The organism is Bacillus cereus group sp. MG9 (assembly GCF_040459995.1).
Classification (GTDB): Bacteria; Bacillota; Bacilli; order Bacillales; family Bacillaceae_G; genus Bacillus_A; species Bacillus_A mycoides.
Map to the genome: position 1 here is coordinate 528,364 of NZ_JARVHC010000001.1, position 21,743 is coordinate 550,106.

Below are 21,743 nucleotides of genomic sequence, written 5' to 3' on the forward strand. Positions count from 1 at the left end.
CTTGTCATAATGAATGTACAACATGATACTATACATTCATTACAATATGTTAGCAAGTGATATTTTAGTGACGTTAAAAAGTTTAATAAATAAATTACAATCAATTTATAATTTCTCCAAATTCTCTTTAAACATCTATTCTTTAATAAAAAAACCTGCTGAATTTCAGCAGGTTTCAAATTGTTATTCTAGATTACTATGCGATGCTCGCTTCGTCAATTTTTTTATGAAAATAAATATTGTACATGTCATTCGGTTGAAATAGATGGATCCGCCTGTTCTTTTTTCGGGATAATTTCATAGAAGTGAAGCTGGATATCATCTAATAATGGTGTTAACAAAGCGACTTCTTCATATTGTTCGTGCTCATTTAATACACGAATGTAGTCTAATAATAATTCATTCACATCTTGCAAACCATTTTTACTAATTGGCTGCAATGTTACATTTGCACCTTTAGCAATTCTTCTTTTTAAAGCGTGTTCTGTTAAACCTAAGTTTGGCTCATGATGTAAATAAACAACACCACCAGTCATGCCGGCACAAATCCATGGACCAGGATCTCCTAAAACAAGAGCGCGACCATTTGTCATATATTCAAAAGCAAATCCTTTTATATTAGAATATACTCCGATATTTCCTTGTTCTTTTTCGCGGAGTGGTTTTGTAATTCTGCCTCCAATTATCATATCTGCTCCAGAAAGGCGAATGCCAGCACGAGCATCAGCGTTACCTTGCACGTATAATGCACCTTTTTGAGCACCGTATCCAAATCCTTTTCCGACAGAACCGTTATAATATGTTCCATCTGTTCCTTTTGCTTTCGTTATATAAATGCCACCGCCAAATGAAGTTTTTCCAATTCCATCTTGCGCGCCACCATTTACGTGTATAAATAAGTTCTCGCTATTGTACGCGCCTAATCCGTTTCCAGGAACAGATCCGTTTGTATACTTTAATGTAAGTGGTTCAAGATGAGTGTTTTCATATAATTTGCTACGAATACGATAACAGGATTCTAGACCGCCCATTACGCGTTGCTCTACGCCGACGCTTACTAATTCTTTTGACTGGAGAGAATTTGTTGTTTCAAATTGTTTTTCTTGTACAGATGCCGTTATTTTCACAGATGAATCTTCTATCGTTTGTATTAAATTACGTAAGTCTAATAAGTCCTTGCCTCGAGTTTGTTCTAATAAATCCGATCGTCCGATAATATCTTGTAAGTTTGTGTAACCGAGCTGCCCTGTTAAACGTTTCAATTCTGTACCGAAAGTAGTGAATAGGCTTAATAGCCCTGTAACTGCGCTTTCTAATTCACGTGGAACGAAACGGCGCAGTCCATGTTCTTTCGCTTGAGCTTCAGATTCAATTTGTGTTGCAATTCCGACGTGGCACGTATCAAGATGACAACCACGGCAAGTTGTACAGCCAATTGCAATCATTGATAATGTGCCAAATCCGATCCGGTTTGCTCCGAGGAGCATGATTTTTAAGGCGTCATTTACACTTCGAATACCGCCATCTGCCCAAATCTCTACTTTATGTCTCATATTTGCTTCTAGTAACGCATTGTGAGCAGCTTTAACACCAATCTCTACAGGAAGACCAACATGTTGCAATGCGTGAATACGCGCAGCACCTGTTCCGCCATCAAATCCACTAATGTTAATAAAGTCAGCGCCAGCTTTTGCGATACCGACAGCAATTGTTCCGATGTTAGGAACGACAGGAACTTTTACAGCTACTTTTGCAAGATGATTAGCCGTTTTAATTTCTGTAATCATTTGAGCCAAGTCTTCAATTGAATAAATATCATGGTTGTTAGAAGGTGAAATTAAATCCGAACCAATTGTAGCATTACGTGCTTCCGCAATTTTGGCAGTCACTTTTGAACCAGGCAAATGTCCACCTTCACCAGGCTTTGCTCCTTGACCTATTTTAATTTCAATTAAATTTGATGAATTTAGTAGTTCAGCGTTTACTCCAAATCGGCCAGATGCAACTTGTTGTCCGCGTGTATGTGGGTACTTACCAATCATATCTTTAATTTCGCCGCCTTCACCGTTCAAACTAATCATATTTAGCTGATCGGCAGCTTCTGCATACGCGCGAAAGGCAATTTCATTTTGAGAACCAAATGACATAGAACTAATAATAAATGGTAAATCATGATTGTGAATGCCGATGGACACTTCTTCAGTCGGAACTACATGCTGTGCTTGTTTTGTTTGAACAAGGTGCCTGATTGCGATGGGAGTGTTTTCTTCTAATTCACTTAACTTGTCACGGTAATCATCATAAGAGTTTCCTTTTGCAACATCACCAATTGCTTTCCAAATCCGCGGGAATATATGAAATGATTTTCGCATTCTAACTTTTGGATTGTTAAAATCCTCAGCTCGAATTTTTGCATCTTCAGCAAGTGATTCAAGTGAAAAAGCTAAATTATTTGAACCGCAGAAGTTTGTAATTTGTAATATATTTGCGATTTCCTCATGTAATCCAATAGAGGAGAAGAGGCGACCGTAACCGCGTAATTCATGAATTCCAATCGTTGAAATTACTTTCTCTAGTCCTTTATTAAGTGCGGTATACAAATTAGTAATTGGTACTTTTGTTTCATCATTTACCGTTGCGAACAATAAATATGGATTAATACCATCTGCCCCTAATCCGTATAGCGTGACGATATCGTGTAAGGAGCGAAGGGCACCGGAACGTATAACGAGAGAGCATTTCCGGCGTAATTTATTTTCAGTTAATGCTTGATGTACTTTAGCAGTAACTAGATGTGGGTCAATCCATAACAGTTCATTTTGATGAGATTTAGCGTCATCTAATAATAGTAGGGAAGCACCATTTTTAACGGCTGCTATCGCTTCGGAACTAATTCGATTTAATGCGATTTGTAGAGTTTCTGATGGACTAAATGTAACAGAAATTGTAGAGACAGAGCTATGAGTAATGAATAGCTGTATAAGTTGTTCGTACGTAATCGTGTGTAAGTCTGCCGCGATAGATTGAGCTAAATTCCCTTCTAAAATAATGGGTGAAAGCATCTCGATTACAAATGGTTGTTTAGAGTTATCTAATAAACCCGGACGCTCTCCGAGTACAGTACGTGTGGAGAAGTGTTCAACTTCTCGATCGCGATCGATTGCTGGATTTGTAACAACGGCTACACTTTCCTTAATGAAATCAGCAATATTTCGTCTATCTGTATCAAGTGCGGCAAGTGGTGAGTCATGCCCAAGTGACCGAATTGGTTCGACGCCTTTTGTCGCCATTTGTTCAAGGAGCTGAATATGTTCTCGATCCCAGCCAAAAGCGACGTATTGATTCGTTTCAACTTGAACCGAAGCACATAATCCCTCAGTTTCTTTCGTTTCAGGGATAGATAAGTTTACATGATAATTGGTAACATCGATTCGTTTCTTAAAACGGTTATATACTTCAATTTGATAATTGTCGTATTCATAGAGAACGAGCTCATCTTGTTGATTCCATTTTAATCCAACTTTTTCTCCAGGAGCGAGTGGTTTCGGCTCTGCTACATATTCAGTTGGTGATACAACTCCAGGTTCAGAAGAGAAAATATAGGAGCTCTCTGTCTCTACTTTCCAAACTGGGCGTAATCCAAGGGAATCGACACTGAAAACAGCTTCATCTTTATAACGTGAAATAATACCAGCTGGACCTTGTGCGAAATGCCCCCAAGCCTCACGTATATAAGTGTATAAGTTTTGTAAGTTTGTTTCGTAAAGTTTTATTTCATTAATAATTGGTGGAAATAATATATCCATTGCTTCAAATAAACTGTAGTTATACTGAACGAGAAGGGTTTCTAAGGTGCGGTTTAAATCTTGGGAATCACTGCCCCCGGCAGTAAGTGGTACATTAATCATTTCAGCTTGATCGCGTAATTTTGCAATCGTGTTAATTTCGCCATTATGTCCGAGAATGCTAAATGGTTGTACACGAAAAAAATTAGATAACGTATTAGTAGAATAGCGATTATGTCCTAGTGTCATAGTTGAAGCGATAAGTGGGTGTTGTAAATCATTGTAATAAGCAACGAGTGTATCGCCAGCACCGAGAACTTTATATACAACATGTTCATGACTTAATGAGGCAACATGAATTGCTTCATTTTCTTCGATTTTTATTGTTACAGAAAATAATGTTTGTTCAATATTTTTAACTTCACTTTCGGCGATAAGGGCAATTTGCCAAAATAAAGGTTCTTCTTGTTTACCAAGAGGACCGAGTGCATCTGAGTTTATTACATCATCATTTTCGAGAACAATTGTAAAGCTTTCATTGTTTAGTTGCGTACGAATGTAATCTTTTAACTCAGCAATGTTTTCTTTTTTGTTTAGAAAAAAATGTCCAACGATAAAGTGGGGATGATCCACAATCGTTGGATTATATCCGCTACTTTTCAGTTTTTCATTCCAAAGTGCTTTTGGCATGTCGATATGAATTCCGATACCATCTCCTTCGCCATTAATGAAACCAGCTCTATGATTCATTTTGACTAGCGATTGTATACAAAGATCGATGTTTTCTTTTGTAGGAATTCTTCGTTTTTCCATAACGGAAACGATTCCACACGCATCGTGTTCTGCATTTTTATAATTCCGAAATAAAGACGGTGTCCATTTATTTTTTTTGTTGAGCATCCGTCAATCCCCCCTCTGGAAAATGAATTTTGAATAATCTTACTATTTAAGGCGTGAACTGCCTTGTATACATGGATAGTAAGGATATAAAAGAATATAAAACAGATAATTATGAATAATTATACTATTAATGAGGGATTTATGAAATAGAAAAAAGGAAAAAAGAAAGATGGGCTTTCTTTTTTCCTTTTGTAATGAAGAGATTATTTATTGTTCGCTAGGGTAGAAAATGCTCTGCCAACAGCTTCAATTGTATATTCAATATCTTCTTTTGTATGTTCTGTCGTTAAGAACCATGCTTCATATTTAGAAGGTGCTAAATTAATACCTTCTTGAAGCATCAGCTTGAAGAATCTACCGAACATTTCACCATCTGTATTTTTGGCTGCATCGTAATCTTCAATTGTATTTGTTGTGAAGTATACAGTTAATGCACCCTTTAGACGGTTTACTGTAATATCGATGTTATGTTTTGTAGCTTGATCTAAAATTCCTTTTTCAAGCATTGCGCCAAGTGCATCTAATTTCTCGTATACGCCTTCTTGTTGAAGTACTTCTAGGCAGGCAATCCCTGATGCCATAGAAGCAGGGTTCCCAGCCATTGTACCAGCTTGGTATGCAGGGCCGAGCGGTGCAACTTGTTCCATAATTTTTTTCTTACCACCGTAAGCACCAATTGGAAGTCCACCGCCGATAACTTTACCAAGTGCTGTTAAATCTGGGGTTACGCCAAGTAAGTCTTGAGCGCCGCCATACATAAAGCGGAAAGCAGTAATAACTTCATCATAAATTACTAGTGCACCAGCTTCGTGAACAAGTTCATTAACTTTTTCAAGGAAGCCAGGTTTTGGCTCAACAATACCGAAGTTTCCAACGATTGGCTCTACAAGGATAGCTGCTACTTCATGTCCCCATTTATCTAACGCTTCTTTTAAAGTTTCTACATTATTAAATGGAACAGTAATAACTTCTTGAGCGATACTTTGTGGCACACCCGCTGAATCAGGAATTCCAAGAGTAGAAGGACCCGAGCCAGCTGCTACAAGTACTAAATCGGAATGACCGTGGTAACAACCAGCGAATTTCATAATTTTTGTGCGGCCAGTGTAAGCACGAGCAACACGAATGGTTGTCATAACGGATTCTGTACCAGAGTTCACGAAGCGGACTTTATCTAAAGCGGGCATTGCTTCTTTTAACATTTTTGCGAATTTTACTTCTAATGCTGTTGGAGTACCGTATAGTACGCCGTTTTCAGCCGCTGTTTTAATTGCTTCTGTCACGTGTGGGTGAGCATGTCCAGTAATAATAGGGCCATACGCTGCTAAATAATCGATATATTTATTTCCATCTACATCCCAGAAATAAGCACCTTTTCCGCGTTCCATTGCAACAGGAGAACCGCCTCCAACTGCTTTAAAAGAACGGGAAGGACTATTAACACCACCAACGATATGTTCTAAAGCTTCTTTATGTAACGCTTCTGATTTTGTGAAATTCAATACAATTCATCTCCTTACAAAAATCTATGTATTATTCTAACATGTTTTTTGAAAAGACGTATTGTTTGTGATAGAAGGAGCAGTTGGGTAAACTATTCGTTGTGACATTTAGGAAGGGGGTCCGATTATGAAATCGGTAATTGAGGTACAAGGGTTACGTAAAGAGTTTACAGCTTATTCAAGTCGTCCGGGATTAAAGGGTGCATTTCGCGATTTATTAAATCGTAATTATAAAATAGTACCAGCAGTAAATGATGTTTCTTTTACTGTAAAGCAAGGTGAAATGGTTGGTTATATTGGTGAGAATGGTGCTGGTAAATCAACGACGATTAAAATGCTTACAGGGATTTTGACTCCGACATCAGGACAAATTACAGTGAATGGAATGAATCCACACAAACAGAGAGAAGAATTTGTAAGAACAATCGGCGTTGTGTTTGGTCAGCGTTCCCAGCTTTGGTGGGATATTGCTGTACAAGAATCATTTCGTTTATTGAAGAAAGTGTACGGTGTATCAGACGCTCAGTATAAGGAACATATGGAACATGTTATTGAAACGTTAGATATCGGTCCTTTGTTAGATAAACCGGTACGGAAATTATCTCTTGGTCAAAGAATGCGTTGTGAATTGGCAGCGGCGTTAATTCATAATCCGCCGTTATTATTTTTAGATGAGCCAACAATTGGACTAGATGTTCTTGTGAAATTGAAAATACGAGAATTCTTAAAAGAGATGAATGAACGTTATAAAACAACAATTTTATTAACGACACATGATATTACTGATATTGAAGCTTTATGTGAACGCGTCATCATGCTTGATGAAGGGAATATTATGTATGACGGATCTTTAGATAATCTTCGTACGCAGTGGGGAGTAGAGAAAGAAATACATTTTCAGTTTGTTGCCCCAGTTTCATACCAGGAGTTATCAATGGTTATGCCAGATAGCCATGTTGTTTGGTTAAAAGCGAAAGAAGAAAACGCATGGGTTGCAAAAATACCGAATGAAGAAGTTATCATTTCTATGTTGATTTCTAAAGTAGTACAAGCCTTTCAAATTAAAGATTTGAAAATTAACGAAGTGTCTACAGAGGAAATTATTCGTAACATTTATGAAGAAGGTATTATGCATGGGTAAGTATATTGAAATGATTCGGATTCGCTTTTTAATGATGCTTGCTTATCGTACAAATTATTACAGCGGGATTTTAATTTATACGATTAACATTGGTGCGTATTATTTTTTATGGCAAGCAATTTATAGCGGGAAAGAGAATATTGAAAGTTTATCTATTTCACAAATGACTACGTATATTGCGATCGCATGGATGGCACGCGCTTTTTATTTCAATAATATAGATAGAGAAATTGCGATGGAAATTCAAGAAGGACGTGTGGCGGTAGAGCTAATTCGTCCGTACAACTATTTAGGTATGAAAGTTATGCAAGGGCTTGGAGAAGGCATATTTCGTTTTGCTTTCTTTTCGATTCCGGGCATGGTTATTGTTACGTTATTATTTTCATTACAAATTACAACGAATTTTCAAACATGGTTATATTTCTTCCTATCTTTAATATTTAGTTTTATCATTAATACACAAATAAATTTAATGACAGGAATGCTTACATTCTTCTTATTTAATAATAGTGGAATTATGTATGCGAAACGTGTTGTTATCGATTTATTTTCTGGTTTATTATTACCGATTAGTTTTTATCCGTTATGGGCCCAAAAAGCAATGGTGTTTTTACCGTTTCAAGCAATTAGTTATATTCCAAGTATGATTTTCTCTGAAGGTATACAAGGAAGTAAGTTATATGAAGCTTTATTATTTCAAGTGATTTGGGCAATTATACTTATTATTCCAATTGTACTGATGTGGAAAACGGCGAGAAAACGTCTAATCGTACAAGGGGGATGACGAGATGATATATATAAAATTATTTTTGCAATATGCAAGTCAATATATAAAAACAAAATTGGAGTATCGTGGCGATTTTATCGTCGGATTACTTTCAGATTTATCACTACAAGCTGTTAATTTAATCTTCATTCTCGTTGTGTTTGGGCATACCCAAGCACTAAAAGGGTGGAGCCGAGAAGAAGTAATCTTTATTTATGGGTTCTTTTTAGTACCGTTTGCCATTTTTTCAGCTTTCTTTAATATATGGGACTTTAATGATCGTTACATTATTAAAGGAGAAATGGACCGTATATTAACGAGACCGATTCATAGTTTATTTCAAATTATATTAGAAAGAATGGAACTTGAATCTTTAATTGGAGCTATTACGGGGATTATTGTGATGGGTTATGCAGCAATGGAGCTGCAATTATCTTTTTACTGGTATGATTTCTTCTTATTCCTACTCATGGTAGGGGGAGGGGCACTTGTGTACGGCGGGATATTTGTTACGCTTGCAAGTTTTGGCTTTTGGTCGGATGCGAAAAGTTCCATTATGCCGCTTATGTATAACATAGGGAATTATGGACGCTACCCTGTTGATATTTATAACCGTGTTATTCGCTTTGTTTTAACGTTTGTTTTACCGTTTGCATTTGTTGGGGTATATCCAGCAGCATACTTTTTAAGAAAAACAGAGTGGAATAGCTATGCTTTCGCAACTCCAATTGTTGGTGTTATCTGTTTTACTATTGCAATTACCCTCTGGAATCAAGGGGTTAAACGATATCGTGGTGCAGGAAATTAATTATAGAAGCTTGTTCGTTTCTAAGGGATAAATCAGCTACAGTCCTCATACATATAAAACGAGGTGGAGGACATGTTATGGGGATTTATTCTATTAATTGCAGCAATCGCTATTTTGAGAAGTGTCCAATTATTATGGAGTTCATATTCAAATTCCAATCGTTTCTTTTCGCTGTACAATTTAGCTACGTTGTTTTTGATTTATACAACGGTACTGATTGCGTTTGGATTAAGTTATGTTGTGCTAGAGGAAATGGGTTTTGCAGTTTTGAAAGAAGATGGGGATAGGCTAAGTGCTCATTCCTTTCAGCTCGTTGAAATATGTTTATATTTTAGCGCGGTTACTTTATTGTCCGTTGGATATGGTGATATAGCTCCGATTGGAATCGGAAGATGGATTGCAATTGGAGAAGCGCTAATTGGATATACATTACCGTTTGCCTTTGTGATGAGATCTGTAATAGACAATGAAAAATAAGGTCGCATTTGATATAGTAAAAGAAAAGAGAAGGAGTGATAACAATGATTACAGTAGGAGAAATGGCACCAGAATTTACATTAGAAGGAAGTAACGGAGAACAAATTCGCTTAGCTGACTTTCGCGGTAAAAATGTAGTCCTATATTTTTATCCGAAAGATATGACTCCGGGATGTACAACTGAAGCATGTGATTTTCGTGATGCATATGGATTATTTCAAGAGAAGGATACGGTTATACTTGGTGTAAGTCCAGATTCAGCAAATAGACATATGAAATTCATTGAGAAGCATGAGCTTCCATTTGTACTTTTAGTAGACGAAGATCATAAAGTAGCAGAATTGTACGATGTTTGGAAGCTGAAAAAGAACTTCGGAAAAGAGTACATGGGAATTGAGCGTTCTACATTCCTTATTAGTAAAGACGGTGAGCTTGTAAATGAGTGGCGTAAAGTGAAAGTGAAAGGGCATATTGAGGATGTTCTTTCTTATATAAAATAAATCTATATTAATGAGGAGAAAAAATACATATGTAAGGCATGCGTCTATACATATTTTCTTGCGATACATAAAGTGAAAGTGTAGGGCATACCTCCTCAGATGATAGTATTCCAAGTGCGATTATGTCGCACTTTTTTCTATGTAAATGTATAGGGAATGGGGGAAGATACATAAGAATAAGGCTATATACGAAAATAAACCACATACTTATAGTAGAAATATTGACGATTTATAAGAAAAAGAGTACACTCTTTATAAGAATTATAAAATAATAATCCGTATAGAATCGGGGTGCATGACGGTGGTCAAAGAAGAATTAAAAGAAGCGCTAGAAATGCTGAAAAATACGGGTGTACGCATTACTCCACAGCGTCATGCTATTTTAGAGTACCTTGTGGAATCTATGACGCACCCAACAGCGGATGACATTTATAAAGCATTAGAAGGTAAGTTTCCAAATATGAGTGTTGCAACTGTCTATAATAACTTACGTGTGTTTAAAGAAGTTGGACTTGTAAAGGAATTAACTTATGGGGATGCTTCAAGTAGATTTGATTATGTTACAAGTCAACATTATCATGTGATTTGCGAAAAATGTGGTAAGATTGTTGATTTTCCTTATGGAGGATTGGAACAGCTTGAAGAGGAAGCTGCAAAAACGACAGGCTTCGTTATTAATAGTCATCGCTTAGAAATTTATGGCGTTTGTCCAGAGTGTCATAAGGCGTAATATATAATAAAGAAAGAGGCTGACGGCTATACGTCGACCTCTTTCTTTATTATATATGGGAATCGTGTTAGACTCATGAGGATTTAAAATGTTAAGTGAAGAATCAAATTTAATAAGAACAAATACAAGAGGTGATTTCTTAGTTAAGAAATCACCTTTTTAATGAGATGAAACTTCTTTAGTTTTGTAAGCTCCATATACCTATGATTTATAACTCTTCTTATTATATTTCTCATCAAATTCTTTTCCTTCTAGATTTCGATCAAGTGTTAAAGGTTGATTGCAATGCATACATGCGTCGACACGACCGAGCATTTTTGTTGGTTTATCGCAGCTTGGACAAATAATTTGTATCGTTTTTGTAGATAACATACCAATCCAAAAGTAAACAACAGTGCTAGCGATGACAGCTAAAAAACCAACCATCATAAAGGTTGTCATAATAATGATGTTTTCGCGAAAAAAGACACCTAAGTATGCAATGAAGAGGCCGATAAATACTAAACTCAATGCAAAGGTTCGGATTTTATTAATTTTGTTCGAATATTTAATACCCATTCCCACCACACTCCTATAGGAATAATATAACACACAATTTAGAATGTTTTATGAAAACGAAGGTGATGATTAAATTTATCACTTATTAAAGAACAGTAGTGCTTTCTTTTAAGATGCAATACAGAAAGAGATTAGGTGGAAGGAGCATGTCTATAAAAGAGGAGTAGTAATTTTCTTCTATAAGTTAATTTAGTTTTTTAACGGGATGTGAAATTTTTTCAGAAAAAGTATTGACCCTATATATACTGCGTGATATATTAATAAACGTCGCTGATGCGGAAACGCAGTAAACGACAAAAAAGAAATTTAAAAAACTTAGTTGACATCGAAAAACGAAGATGTTAACATAAGGAAGTCGCAATTGAGCGGCGAAGTAGTTCTTTGAAAACTGAACGAAACAAACAACGTGAACGTCAATTTTTATTTTTAGATGCTAGACAAACTAACTTTATTGGAGAGTTTGATCCTGGCTCAGGATGAACGCTGGCGGCGTGCCTAATACATGCAAGTCGAGCGAATGGATTAAGAGCTTGCTCTTATGAAGTTAGCGGCGGACGGGTGAGTAACACGTGGGTAACCTACCCATAAGACTGGGATAACTCCGGGAAACCGGGGCTAATACCGGATAATATTTTGAACTGCATAGTTCGAAATTGAAAGGCGGCTTCGGCTGTCACTTATGGATGGACCCGCGTCGCATTAGCTAGTTGGTGAGGTAACGGCTCACCAAGGCGACGATGCGTAGCCGACCTGAGAGGGTGATCGGCCACACTGGGACTGAGACACGGCCCAGACTCCTACGGGAGGCAGCAGTAGGGAATCTTCCGCAATGGACGAAAGTCTGACGGAGCAACGCCGCGTGAGTGATGAAGGCTTTCGGGTCGTAAAACTCTGTTGTTAGGGAAGAACAAGTGCTAGTTGAATAAGCTGGCACCTTGACGGTACCTAACCAGAAAGCCACGGCTAACTACGTGCCAGCAGCCGCGGTAATACGTAGGTGGCAAGCGTTATCCGGAATTATTGGGCGTAAAGCGCGCGCAGGTGGTTTCTTAAGTCTGATGTGAAAGCCCACGGCTCAACCGTGGAGGGTCATTGGAAACTGGGAGACTTGAGTGCAGAAGAGGAAAGTGGAATTCCATGTGTAGCGGTGAAATGCGTAGAGATATGGAGGAACACCAGTGGCGAAGGCGACTTTCTGGTCTGTAACTGACACTGAGGCGCGAAAGCGTGGGGAGCAAACAGGATTAGATACCCTGGTAGTCCACGCCGTAAACGATGAGTGCTAAGTGTTAGAGGGTTTCCGCCCTTTAGTGCTGAAGTTAACGCATTAAGCACTCCGCCTGGGGAGTACGGCCGCAAGGCTGAAACTCAAAGGAATTGACGGGGGCCCGCACAAGCGGTGGAGCATGTGGTTTAATTCGAAGCAACGCGAAGAACCTTACCAGGTCTTGACATCCTCTGAAAACTCTAGAGATAGAGCTTCTCCTTCGGGAGCAGAGTGACAGGTGGTGCATGGTTGTCGTCAGCTCGTGTCGTGAGATGTTGGGTTAAGTCCCGCAACGAGCGCAACCCTTGATCTTAGTTGCCATCATTAAGTTGGGCACTCTAAGGTGACTGCCGGTGACAAACCGGAGGAAGGTGGGGATGACGTCAAATCATCATGCCCCTTATGACCTGGGCTACACACGTGCTACAATGGACGGTACAAAGAGCTGCAAGACCGCGAGGTGGAGCTAATCTCATAAAACCGTTCTCAGTTCGGATTGTAGGCTGCAACTCGCCTACATGAAGCTGGAATCGCTAGTAATCGCGGATCAGCATGCCGCGGTGAATACGTTCCCGGGCCTTGTACACACCGCCCGTCACACCACGAGAGTTTGTAACACCCGAAGTCGGTGGGGTAACCTTTATGGAGCCAGCCGCCTAAGGTGGGACAGATGATTGGGGTGAAGTCGTAACAAGGTAGCCGTATCGGAAGGTGCGGCTGGATCACCTCCTTTCTATGGAGAATTGATGAACGCAGTTCATCAATAAACGTTGACTTGTTTTGTTTCGTTCAGTTTTGAGAGAACTATCTCTCAAGTTTAAATGTATGTTCTTTGAAAACTAGATAACAGTGTAGCTCATATTTTTTTAATTTTAGTTTGGTTAAGTTAGAAAGGGCGCACGGTGGATGCCTTGACACTAGGAGTCGATGAAGGACGGGACTAACGCCGATATGCTTCGGGGAGCTGTAAGTAAGCTTTGATCCGAAGATTTCCGAATGGGGAAACCCACTATACGTAATGGTATGGTATCCTTACCTGAATACATAGGGTATGGAAGACAGACCCAGGGAACTGAAACATCTAAGTACCTGGAGGAAGAGAAAGCAAATGCGATTTCCTGAGTAGCGGCGAGCGAAACGGAATCTAGCCCAAACCAAGAGGCTTGCCTCTTGGGGTTGTAGGACATTCTATACGGAGTTACAAAGGAACGAGGTAGACGAAGCGACCTGGAAAGGTCCGTCACAGAGGGTAATAACCCCGTAGTCGAAACTTCGTTCTCTCTTGAATGTATCCTGAGTACGGCGGAACACGTGAAATTCCGTCGGAATCTGGGAGGACCATCTCCCAAGGCTAAATACTCCCTAGTGATCGATAGTGAACCAGTACCGTGAGGGAAAGGTGAAAAGCACCCCGGAAGGGGAGTGAAAGAGATCCTGAAACCGTGTGCCTACAAATAGTCAGAGCCCGTTAATGGGTGATGGCGTGCCTTTTGTAGAATGAACCGGCGAGTTACGATCCCGTGCGAGGTTAAGCTGAAGAGGCGGAGCCGCAGCGAAAGCGAGTCTGAATAGGGCGTTTAGTACGTGGTCGTAGACCCGAAACCAGGTGATCTACCCATGTCCAGGGTGAAGTTCAGGTAACACTGAATGGAGGCCCGAACCCACGCACGTTGAAAAGTGCGGGGATGAGGTGTGGGTAGCGGAGAAATTCCAATCGAACCTGGAGATAGCTGGTTCTCCCCGAAATAGCTTTAGGGCTAGCCTTAAGTGTAAGAGTCTTGGAGGTAGAGCACTGATTGAACTAGGGGTCCTCATCGGATTACCGAATTCAGTCAAACTCCGAATGCCAATGACTTATCCTTAGGAGTCAGACTGCGAGTGATAAGATCCGTAGTCAAGAGGGAAACAGCCCAGATCGCCAGCTAAGGTCCCAAAGTGTGTATTAAGTGGAAAAGGATGTGGAGTTGCTTAGACAACTAGGATGTTGGCTCAGAAGCAGCCACCATTTAAAGAGTGCGTAATAGCTCACTAGTCGAGTGACTCTGCGCCGAAAATGTACCGGGGCTAAATACACCACCGAAGCTGCGAATTGATACCAATGGTATCAGTGGTAGGGGAGCGTTCTAAGTGCAGTGAAGTCAGACCGGAAGGACTGGTGGAGCGCTTAGAAGTGAGAATGCCGGTATGAGTAGCGAAAGACGGGTGAGAATCCCGTCCACCGAATGCCTAAGGTTTCCTGAGGAAGGCTCGTCCGCTCAGGGTTAGTCAGGACCTAAGCCGAGGCCGACAGGCGTAGGCGATGGACAACAGGTTGATATTCCTGTACCACCTCTTTATCGTTTGAGCAATGGAGGGACGCAGAAGGATAGAAGAAGCGTGCGATTGGTTGTGCACGTCCAAGCAGTTAGGCTGATAAGTAGGCAAATCCGCTTATCGTGAAGGCTGAGCTGTGATGGGGAAGCTCCTTATGGAGCGAAGTCTTTGATTCCCCGCTGCCAAGAAAAGCTTCTAGCGAGATAAAAGGTGCCTGTACCGCAAACCGACACAGGTAGGCGAGGAGAGAATCCTAAGGTGTGCGAGAGAACTCTGGTTAAGGAACTCGGCAAAATGACCCCGTAACTTCGGGAGAAGGGGTGCTTTCTTAACGGAAAGCCGCAGTGAATAGGCCCAAGCGACTGTTTAGCAAAAACACAGGTCTCTGCGAAGCCGTAAGGCGAAGTATAGGGGCTGACACCTGCCCGGTGCTGGAAGGTTAAGGAGAGGGGTTAGCGTAAGCGAAGCTCTGAACTGAAGCCCCAGTAAACGGCGGCCGTAACTATAACGGTCCTAAGGTAGCGAAATTCCTTGTCGGGTAAGTTCCGACCCGCACGAAAGGTGTAACGATTTGGGCACTGTCTCAACCAGAGACTCGGTGAAATTATAGTACCTGTGAAGATGCAGGTTACCCGCGACAGGACGGAAAGACCCCGTGGAGCTTTACTGTAGCCTGATATTGAATTTTGGTACAGTTTGTACAGGATAGGCGGGAGCCATTGAAACCGGAGCGCTAGCTTCGGTGGAGGCGCTGGTGGGATACCGCCCTGACTGTATTGAAATTCTAACCTACGGGTCTCATCGACCCGGGAGACAGTGTCAGGTGGGCAGTTTGACTGGGGCGGTCGCCTCCTAAAGTGTAACGGAGGCGCCCAAAGGTTCCCTCAGAATGGTTGGAAATCATTCGTAGAGTGCAAAGGCATAAGGGAGCTTGACTGCGAGACCTACAAGTCGAGCAGGGACGAAAGTCGGGCTTAGTGATCCGGTGGTTCCGCATGGAAGGGCCATCGCTCAACGGATAAAAGCTACCCCGGGGATAACAGGCTTATCTCCCCCAAGAGTCCACATCGACGGGGAGGTTTGGCACCTCGATGTCGGCTCATCGCATCCTGGGGCTGTAGTCGGTCCCAAGGGTTGGGCTGTTCGCCCATTAAAGCGGTACGCGAGCTGGGTTCAGAACGTCGTGAGACAGTTCGGTCCCTATCCGTCGTGGGCGCAGGAAATTTGAGAGGAGCTGTCCTTAGTACGAGAGGACCGGGATGGACGCACCGCTGGTGTACCAGTTGTTCTGCCAAGGGCATAGCTGGGTAGCTATGTGCGGAAGGGATAAGTGCTGAAAGCATCTAAGCATGAAGCCCCCCTCAAGATGAGATTTCCCATAGCGTAAGCTAGTAAGATCCCTGAAAGATGATCAGGTTGATAGGTTCGAGGTGGAAGCATGGTGACATGTGGAGCTGACGAATACTAATAGATCGAGGACTTAACCATATAATATGAAGCAACGTTATCTAGTTTTGAGAGAATATAAAAAACTTATTGACTTTTTGAGTAGATAAGTTATAATGATGATTGTCTCAAAAGAATAATGTCTGGTAATGATGGCAGAGAGGTCACACCCGTTCCCATACCGAACACGGAAGTTAAGCTCTCTAGCGCCGATGGTAGTTGGGACCTTGTCCCTGTGAGAGTAGGACGTTGCCAGGCAATATTATTCCGCAGTAGCTCAGCGGTAGAGCTATCGGCTGTTAACCGATCGGTCGTAGGTTCGATTCCTACCTGCGGAGCCATTGGAGAGCTGTCCGAGTTGGCCGAAGGAGCACGATTGGAAATCGTGTATACGTCACAAGCGTATCAAGGGTTCGAATCCCTTGCTCTCCGCCATAAGGAATTTATAATATTTGGCCCGTTGGTCAAGTGGTTAAGACACCGCCCTTTCACGGCGGTAACACGGGTTCGAATCCCGTACGGGTCACCACTTTTGGAGGATTAGCTCAGCTGGGAGAGCACCTGCCTTACAAGCAGGGGGTCGGCGGTTCGATCCCGTCATCCTCCACCATATAAATTATATGAATAATATTGTCGCGGGGTGGAGCAGTACGGTAGCTCGTCGGGCTCATAACCCGAAGGTCGCAGGTTCAAATCCTGTCCCCGCAACCAAATGGTCCCGTGGTGTAGTGGTTAACATGCCTGCCTGTCACGCAGGAGATCGCCGGTTCGACCCCGGTCGGGACCGCCATTTTAATAAGGCTCGGTAGCTCAGTCGGTAGAGCAGAGGACTGAAAATCCTCGTGTCGGCGGTTCGATTCCGTCCCGAGCCACCATTTTAATAAAATATGCCGGCTTAGCTCAATTGGTAGAGCAACTGACTTGTAATCAGTAGGTTGGGGGTTCAAGTCCTCTAGCCGGCACCATGTAAGTTTCGGAGGGGTAGCGAAGTGGCTAAACGCGGCGGACTGTAAATCCGCTCCTTCGGGTTCGGCAGTTCGAATCTGCCCCCCTCCACCATTTTACATAGGGGCATAGTTTAAAGGTAGAACTGAGGTCTCCAAAACCTCCAGTGTGGGTTCAATTCCTACTGCCCCTGCCAAATATATAAACACAACATGGCGGTTGTGGCGAAGTGGTTAACGCACCGGATTGTGGCTCCGGCATTCGTGGGTTCAATTCCCATCAGTCGCCCCATTTTTATTTTTTTAAAATTACAAATAAATCAATGGATACTTACATATAATTAAGTAAAACTTCGGTGGGCTATAGCCAAGCGGTAAGGCAACGGACTTTGACTCCGTCATGCGCTGGTTCGAATCCAGCTAGCCCAGCCATTTTTGCGGAAGTAGTTCAGTGGTAGAATACAACCTTGCCAAGGTTGGGGTCGCGGGTTCGAATCCCGTCTTCCGCTCCATTTTAACTTCATATGGCGGCATAGCCAAGTGGTAAGGCAGAGGTCTGCAAAACCTTTACCACCGGTTCAAATCCGGTTGCCGCCTTTCTTTTATGCCGATGTGGCGGAATTGGCAGACGCGCACGACTCAAAATCGTGTTCCTTCGGGAGTGTCGGTTCGACCCCGACCATCGGTATCACGAACGGCGTAACATCAAGGCTCTACACTAATTGTGTAGAGTTTTTTTGTGTTTTCTTCACACTACAAAATAAGCACTAATAGTGCTTATTTTGTAGTGTGCGGTGAGTAAGTGACGAACTTTAGATACAGTTGGAAGAAACTATGAAGTATTAAAAGGATAAAATTTCAGTAGAATATTACATATACAAGAATTTTTTCGAGCACTCTAGAGAGAATCTCTCCACCCTGGTGACATGAAGTTAAATCCGATACCACCAGTTGAAATTACCACATTATCAGCTGGTAATTTCGTAATTTCGAAAAACTTCTTTTCAAACTCTTCTCTGTTGTACTTGTACATAGTTGAGTGACAAGACCATATTTGCGTTGAAGTACTCAACCAGTCCCCTAATTCCTTTAATTTAGGGAACGACTCAAATTGAATTGGACCATCCAATTTTATGAATCTCACTTGATAGATAGTTGGGTTTAACTTCTCTCCTATTCCTTTAAAACCATGTGATTTTTTCTCATTTGAATGTGTCATAATTCTCCCCCCATCTTTTCTTCAAATTTTTTCCTATTTTAATTATACAGCAATAGAAAGTAATTAAGGAAATATTATGGGATTAGTAGAGGAATGAAAAGGAATAACTTTAGTTTGATAATGAATAGTTCATAACATACTACATAACAAATCTTTAAAAGGACATGGCAGCTTTGCCCTGTTTATTATTGTTTAGCGAGAAATAATAAAATAAATCATCACAGTAATAAATGAAATATGATAAATTTAATCAAGGGAGAGAAATGAAAGTAAAAGGTGTCAGTTATTTAATATGATTCCATTTTGGCTCCATTTCATTTTAATTTATCATGTTTAAAGAAGCTCAAAATTTTTAAAATGGTTTAAAATAAAGGATTTTAAGGGTAGCACTCTATATAAATGTCACCTAAAAAGACCCTAACAGAAATGTTAGGTTTTTTTTTGTTAAATTATGCTATGTGATTCTAAAATTCGTAATAAACTTAGGAATTCATGTATAATATAACTTGTCGAAAGAACAAAATGATAGTGATTTATATTGTGTCTGTAATATGAATCAAAAATGAACTTTTTATATTTCTTTTAAAAATGTGTTGAATACACATTATATTTCATATTAATATTTTTATGTAGATTTAAAATGGGAAAGAGAGTGGAAAGTATGGGCCGTAAATGGAACAATATTAAAGAAAAAAAAGCATCAAAAGATGCAAATACAAGCCGTATATACGCGAAATTTGGACGTGAAATTTATGTGGCAGCAAAACAAGGCGAGCCAGATCCAGAATCAAACCAAACGTTAAGAGTTGTATTAGAACGTGCGAAAACATACAACGTGCCAAGAACAATTATTGACCGTGCGATTGAAAAGGCAAAAGGCGGTTCAGAAGAAAACTATGACGAGCTTCGTTATGAAGGCTTTGGACCAAACGGATCTATGGTAATTGTAGATACACTGACAAATAACGTAAACCGTACTGCAGCAGATGTACGAGCTGCATTTAGCAAAAACAGTGGTAACATGGGTGTAAATGGTTCTGTGGCTTACATGTTTGATGCGACAGCTGTTATCGGTCTTGAAGGTAAAACATCAGATGAAGTTCTTGAAATTTTAATGGAAGCAGATGTAGATGCACGTGACATTCTAGAAGAAGAAGATTCTGTTATCGTTTATGCTGAACCTGATCAGTTCCATTCAGTACAATCTGCACTTAAAGGTGCTGGTGTTGAAGAATTTACAGTTGCAGAATTAACAATGCTTGCACAAAGTGATGTAGAACTTCCTGAAGATGCTCAAGTGCAATTTGAAAAAATGGTTGATGCATTAGAAGATTTAGAAGATGTACAGCAAGTTTACCACAACGTAGACTTAGGGGAATAATATAAGACAGAAGACCCTTTCCTTTAACGGATAGGGTCTTTTTTTATGGAGTTAATTAAGGTGGTAAAGTATTAAAGGTATTTTGTAGCTGCTAGGGAATATGGTTATAGGTTTGTATTTTAAATAATCATATTTCTAGGAGGTATTTCTGTGGAACATAAAACACCAAAGCATATTGTTGCCGTAGCAGGATATTTAACAAATGAAAAAAATGAAGTGTTATTAGCTAAAGTACATTGGCGAGCTGATACGTGGGAGTTGCCAGGAGGGCAGGTAGAAGAAGGAGAAGCACTCGATCAAGCTGTTTGTAGGGAGATGCTTGAGGAAACGGGCTTAACGGTGAAGCCACTTGGAGTTACAGGCGTTTATTATAATGCTTCTATGCATATTGTAGCTGTTGTTTTTAAAGTAGCATATGTTAGTGGTGAAATAAAAATTCAACCTGAAGAAATACAAGAAGCTAAATTTGTTGCTTTAAACGAAGAGAACATTGATGAGTATATAACGCGTCCTCATATGAAATCAAGGACACTTGATGCGATGAAAGCAATGCATTTCATTCCATACGAAACATGGGAAGTTCAGCCATATAATCTTATAGGAAGGCTGTAAAGTTTAGGTTAGTTATTTGAGGATAGCTCAAATTGCTGACCTTTTCTTTATGTATACTGTTTCAGAAAAAGGTCACAATAATAAAGTGTAGGCTAATAATTAGTGAAGGAAGTAGGACTACCACCTAATTTCCTAGCTTTAGCCAAGTTTTAAGGGAGAAGTCTTACTGCCCACAAATAGCGAGATAATCCGAAAGCTAGTATTGATTTATGGAACGTTTGTTCTGTATAATGGTGATATATCGTATATAATTAGATTGCTAGATGTTTAAAAGAATAAATGTATAAACTGATATAATAAAAGAATAAAGTGAAATTAAGGAGAGTCCTATTTCCCATGAATAGTGTGATAAGGAAATATATATTCAATATTTCATATGAATAGTAGATAAAAAGGGACTGTGATACAATACATTTTTACACCTTACAATGTTGTAAGGTAGGTGTAAGAGAAATCGATGGGATATTCTTTTACAACAAGGTATTCTTAAATTAAGAGTTATATGCTGTGTGGAAAAGAGGTGTTCGAGATGAAAGAACGAGTATTATCTAGAGTGAATTATCATCAAAAAGTTGCATTAAATCCATTAACTAAATTTCTTTATAAAGCCATTATATTATTATTATTGTTAAGTTTTGCATTATTATTCGTTGGAAATGTAATGATTGAGCGAAGTGATATTAGTAAATTACATGTACCCGCTAAGTTAGAGGTGCCAGAATCATTAACACACGCATTTATTGCGACGGAAGATAAAAGGTTTTATCATCATAACGGTTTAGACTATATAGCAATTATTCGAGCTTCTATTGAAAATATAAAAGCTGGTGGTGTTGTGCAAGGAGGAAGCACGATTACACAGCAGCTATCTAAAAATGCTTTTTTATCTAATGAACGTACATTTTCTCGTAAGTGGAAAGAAATTTTTTACACGAAAAAGATTGAACGTACATTCACAAAGGATGAGATTTTAAAATTATATGTGAGTAATATTTACTACGGAGAAGGAGCATGGGGAATTGAAAAAGCAGCAAACCTTTACTTCGGTAAAAAGGTGGATCAATTAACGTTGGCTGAAAGTGCAATGATGGCTGCTGTAGTAAAAGCACCGGCTTATTACTCACCTGCACAAAATTATGATAAAGCAGTTGAGAGACGGAATGTAGTTTTAAGGCTAATGGAGAAAGAAGGGTATATAAATCATGATGAATATGTGCAAGCAGTTAGTGAGAAATTAGTAATTCGTCATGATATAAAAACAGAGCAATCCATGTTAAAAAATGCCCGTGAAAAAGCAGTAAGTTAAAAGAAGTTCCTACATAGGGGCTTCTTTTTTTGAATAATTTGTGACAAAAGACGACACAATATCGTCACAAATGTTGTATTTTTGTAAT

General features: G+C 39.9%; 13 protein-coding genes, 15 tRNA genes and 3 rRNA genes. 27 read left to right on the top strand and 4 right to left on the bottom strand.

What is annotated here, in order from left to right; all coding sequences use genetic code 11:
* Positions 1-248: 248 nt before the first annotated feature.
* Positions 249-4,685, bottom strand: a complete 4,437-nt coding sequence (locus tag QCI77_RS02675) for a glutamate synthase-related protein (protein ID WP_088031334.1) — start codon at positions 4,683-4,685, stop codon at positions 249-251.
* Between the two features lie 203 nt (positions 4,686-4,888).
* Positions 4,889-6,187 carry a glutamate-1-semialdehyde-2,1-aminomutase gene (gene hemL, locus QCI77_RS02680; RefSeq protein WP_353824475.1) on the bottom strand — a complete coding sequence of 433 codons (1,299 nt, stop codon included), beginning with the start codon at positions 6,185-6,187 and terminating at the stop codon, positions 4,889-4,891.
* A gap of 127 nt (positions 6,188-6,314) precedes the next feature.
* Here hemL and QCI77_RS02685 point away from each other — a divergent pair, with 127 nt between their 5' ends.
* The 6 genes from QCI77_RS02685 to perR all read left to right on the top strand — a co-directional run bounded on the left by QCI77_RS02685 (position 6,315) and on the right by perR (position 10,609).
* The gene (locus tag QCI77_RS02685) at positions 6,315-7,328 is read left to right on the top strand and encodes an ABC transporter ATP-binding protein (protein WP_002010347.1); all 1,014 of its coding nucleotides are present in this window, start codon (positions 6,315-6,317) and stop codon (positions 7,326-7,328) included.
* A complete protein-coding gene (locus QCI77_RS02690; protein WP_000521522.1) occupies positions 7,321-8,112 on the top strand; it encodes an ABC transporter permease in 792 nt (263 codons plus the stop codon). The genes QCI77_RS02685 and QCI77_RS02690 overlap by 8 nt, the downstream gene beginning before the upstream one ends.
* A gap of 4 nt (positions 8,113-8,116) precedes the next feature.
* Positions 8,117-8,902: an ABC transporter permease gene (locus QCI77_RS02695; RefSeq protein ID WP_002125070.1), complete on the top strand. Its 786-nt coding sequence runs from the start codon at positions 8,117-8,119 to the stop codon at positions 8,900-8,902.
* A gap of 72 nt (positions 8,903-8,974) precedes the next feature.
* The gene (locus QCI77_RS02700; protein WP_002125072.1) at positions 8,975-9,379 is read left to right on the top strand and encodes a potassium channel family protein; all 405 of its coding nucleotides are present in this window, start codon (positions 8,975-8,977) and stop codon (positions 9,377-9,379) included.
* Positions 9,380-9,423: 44 nt separating this feature from the next.
* The gene (gene bcp, locus QCI77_RS02705; protein ID WP_353824476.1) at positions 9,424-9,879 is read left to right on the top strand and encodes a thioredoxin-dependent thiol peroxidase; all 456 of its coding nucleotides are present in this window, start codon (positions 9,424-9,426) and stop codon (positions 9,877-9,879) included.
* Positions 9,880-10,180: 301 nt separating this feature from the next.
* A complete protein-coding gene (perR, locus tag QCI77_RS02710; RefSeq protein ID WP_000237831.1) occupies positions 10,181-10,609 on the top strand; it encodes a peroxide-responsive transcriptional repressor PerR in 429 nt (142 codons plus the stop codon).
* Between the two features lie 201 nt (positions 10,610-10,810).
* Here perR and QCI77_RS02715 read toward each other — a convergent pair whose 3' ends face one another.
* Positions 10,811-11,167 (bottom strand): YgzB family protein, encoded by a 357-nt coding sequence (locus tag QCI77_RS02715; RefSeq protein ID WP_002125074.1) that lies wholly within the window; start codon positions 11,165-11,167, stop codon positions 10,811-10,813.
* 448 nt (positions 11,168-11,615) lie between these two features.
* On the opposite strand from QCI77_RS02715, the gene QCI77_RS02720 reads away from it, so the two are divergent.
* The 18 genes from QCI77_RS02720 to QCI77_RS02805 all read left to right on the top strand — a co-directional run bounded on the left by QCI77_RS02720 (position 11,616) and on the right by QCI77_RS02805 (position 17,825).
* A 16S ribosomal RNA gene (locus tag QCI77_RS02720) occupies positions 11,616-13,167 on the top strand.
* A gap of 146 nt (positions 13,168-13,313) precedes the next feature.
* Positions 13,314-16,235 (top strand): 23S ribosomal RNA (locus QCI77_RS02725).
* Between the two features lie 100 nt (positions 16,236-16,335).
* Positions 16,336-16,451, top strand: a 5S ribosomal RNA gene (gene rrf, locus QCI77_RS02730).
* The 16S, 23S and 5S rRNA genes sit together here with 15 tRNA genes alongside, the layout of an rRNA operon.
* Positions 16,452-16,459: 8 nt before the next feature.
* Positions 16,460-16,534 (top strand) — tRNA-Asn (locus tag QCI77_RS02735).
* Between the two features lie 2 nt (positions 16,535-16,536).
* Positions 16,537-16,628, top strand: a tRNA-Ser gene (locus QCI77_RS02740).
* A 19-nt stretch (positions 16,629-16,647) separates the two neighbouring features.
* Positions 16,648-16,722: transfer RNA gene (locus QCI77_RS02745), tRNA-Glu, on the top strand.
* A 5-nt stretch (positions 16,723-16,727) separates the two neighbouring features.
* Positions 16,728-16,803: transfer RNA gene (locus tag QCI77_RS02750), tRNA-Val, on the top strand.
* Positions 16,804-16,827: 24 nt separating this feature from the next.
* A tRNA-Met gene (locus tag QCI77_RS02755) sits at positions 16,828-16,904 on the top strand.
* 3 nt (positions 16,905-16,907) lie between these two features.
* Positions 16,908-16,983, top strand: a tRNA-Asp gene (locus QCI77_RS02760).
* Positions 16,984-16,992: 9 nt separating this feature from the next.
* A tRNA-Phe gene (locus tag QCI77_RS02765) sits at positions 16,993-17,068 on the top strand.
* Positions 17,069-17,082: 14 nt separating this feature from the next.
* Positions 17,083-17,158 (top strand) — tRNA-Thr (locus QCI77_RS02770).
* Between the two features lie 10 nt (positions 17,159-17,168).
* Positions 17,169-17,252: transfer RNA gene (locus QCI77_RS02775), tRNA-Tyr, on the top strand.
* A gap of 8 nt (positions 17,253-17,260) precedes the next feature.
* A tRNA-Trp gene (locus QCI77_RS02780) sits at positions 17,261-17,334 on the top strand.
* A 19-nt stretch (positions 17,335-17,353) separates the two neighbouring features.
* Positions 17,354-17,429: transfer RNA gene (locus QCI77_RS02785), tRNA-His, on the top strand.
* Between the two features lie 65 nt (positions 17,430-17,494).
* Positions 17,495-17,569 (top strand) — tRNA-Gln (locus QCI77_RS02790).
* Positions 17,570-17,574: 5 nt separating this feature from the next.
* Positions 17,575-17,649: transfer RNA gene (locus QCI77_RS02795), tRNA-Gly, on the top strand.
* Positions 17,650-17,663: 14 nt separating this feature from the next.
* Positions 17,664-17,734 (top strand) — tRNA-Cys (locus QCI77_RS02800).
* A 9-nt stretch (positions 17,735-17,743) separates the two neighbouring features.
* Positions 17,744-17,825 (top strand) — tRNA-Leu (locus QCI77_RS02805).
* 210 nt (positions 17,826-18,035) lie between these two features.
* Here the strand turns inward: QCI77_RS02805 and QCI77_RS02810 are convergent.
* Entirely contained in the window at positions 18,036-18,356 is a 321-nt protein-coding gene (locus tag QCI77_RS02810; RefSeq protein WP_353824477.1) for a DUF3884 family protein, read from the bottom strand.
* Between the two features lie 661 nt (positions 18,357-19,017).
* Here QCI77_RS02810 and QCI77_RS02815 point away from each other — a divergent pair.
* The 3 genes from QCI77_RS02815 to QCI77_RS02825 all read left to right on the top strand — a co-directional run bounded on the left by QCI77_RS02815 (position 19,018) and on the right by QCI77_RS02825 (position 21,655).
* A complete protein-coding gene (locus QCI77_RS02815; protein WP_002113875.1) occupies positions 19,018-19,737 on the top strand; it encodes a YebC/PmpR family DNA-binding transcriptional regulator in 720 nt (239 codons plus the stop codon).
* 150 nt (positions 19,738-19,887) lie between these two features.
* Complete coding sequence (locus QCI77_RS02820) at positions 19,888-20,349, top strand: NUDIX hydrolase (RefSeq protein ID WP_193647608.1); 462 nt, start codon at positions 19,888-19,890, stop codon at positions 20,347-20,349.
* A 529-nt stretch (positions 20,350-20,878) separates the two neighbouring features.
* Positions 20,879-21,655, top strand: a complete 777-nt coding sequence (locus QCI77_RS02825; protein WP_002113878.1) for a transglycosylase domain-containing protein — start codon at positions 20,879-20,881, stop codon at positions 21,653-21,655.
* Positions 21,656-21,743 lie beyond the last annotated feature (88 nt).

What these genes read in the sequence shown, in the direction of transcription:
- QCI77_RS02715 (WP_002125074.1), bottom strand. Translation starts at nt 11,167, where the DNA reads ATGGGTATTAAATATTCGAACAAAATTAATAAAATCCGAACCTTTGCA.
- QCI77_RS02675 (WP_088031334.1), bottom strand. Translation starts at nt 4,685, where the DNA reads ATGCTCAACAAAAAAAATAAATGGACACCGTCTTTATTTCGGAATTAT.
- QCI77_RS02685 (WP_002010347.1), top strand. Translation starts at nt 6,315, where the DNA reads ATGAAATCGGTAATTGAGGTACAAGGGTTACGTAAAGAGTTTACAGCT.
- QCI77_RS02825 (WP_002113878.1), top strand. Translation starts at nt 20,879, where the DNA reads ATGAAAGAACGAGTATTATCTAGAGTGAATTATCATCAAAAAGTTGCA.
- QCI77_RS02810 (WP_353824477.1), bottom strand. Translation starts at nt 18,356, where the DNA reads ATGACACATTCAAATGAGAAAAAATCACATGGTTTTAAAGGAATAGGA.
- bcp (WP_353824476.1), top strand. Translation starts at nt 9,424, where the DNA reads ATGATTACAGTAGGAGAAATGGCACCAGAATTTACATTAGAAGGAAGT.
- QCI77_RS02700 (WP_002125072.1), top strand. Translation starts at nt 8,975, where the DNA reads ATGTTATGGGGATTTATTCTATTAATTGCAGCAATCGCTATTTTGAGA.
- QCI77_RS02690 (WP_000521522.1), top strand. Translation starts at nt 7,321, where the DNA reads ATGGGTAAGTATATTGAAATGATTCGGATTCGCTTTTTAATGATGCTT.
- QCI77_RS02815 (WP_002113875.1), top strand. Translation starts at nt 19,018, where the DNA reads ATGGGCCGTAAATGGAACAATATTAAAGAAAAAAAAGCATCAAAAGAT.
- QCI77_RS02695 (WP_002125070.1), top strand. Translation starts at nt 8,117, where the DNA reads ATGATATATATAAAATTATTTTTGCAATATGCAAGTCAATATATAAAA.